A 255-nucleotide genomic window follows, 5' to 3' on the forward strand; every position below is an offset into this window, starting at 1 on the left:
GGACGATGGGCGTCACGGAAGGATGCACCATCACGCTGGCGCAGTACGACCCGGCCATCTACGACGATGCCGTGGGCCAGCCCTACAATCCCATCGGCTTCATCAGCCTCCCCGCCGGCGGCCTGGGGTCGCCCACGGACCTGGCCTGGATTCAGGACGATACGGCCGAAGTGACCCAGGGCGTACTGTCCTGGACGCCCCCGACGGGCATCGTGACTGGCTATGCGATCACCGTCCGCCAGGGCGGCACGGCGG

General features: G+C 68.6%; 1 protein-coding gene. It reads left to right on the top strand.

Features of this window, described 5'->3' with window-relative positions:
- Positions 1–255: hypothetical protein (locus HAQ05_RS29745; RefSeq protein WP_190427759.1), on the top strand; the 255-nt coding region annotated here is incomplete at both ends.

The sequence above is a fragment of the Pseudomonas typographi genome (assembly GCF_014694385.1).
Taxonomy (GTDB): domain Bacteria; phylum Pseudomonadota; class Gammaproteobacteria; order Pseudomonadales; family Pseudomonadaceae; genus Aquipseudomonas; species Aquipseudomonas typographi.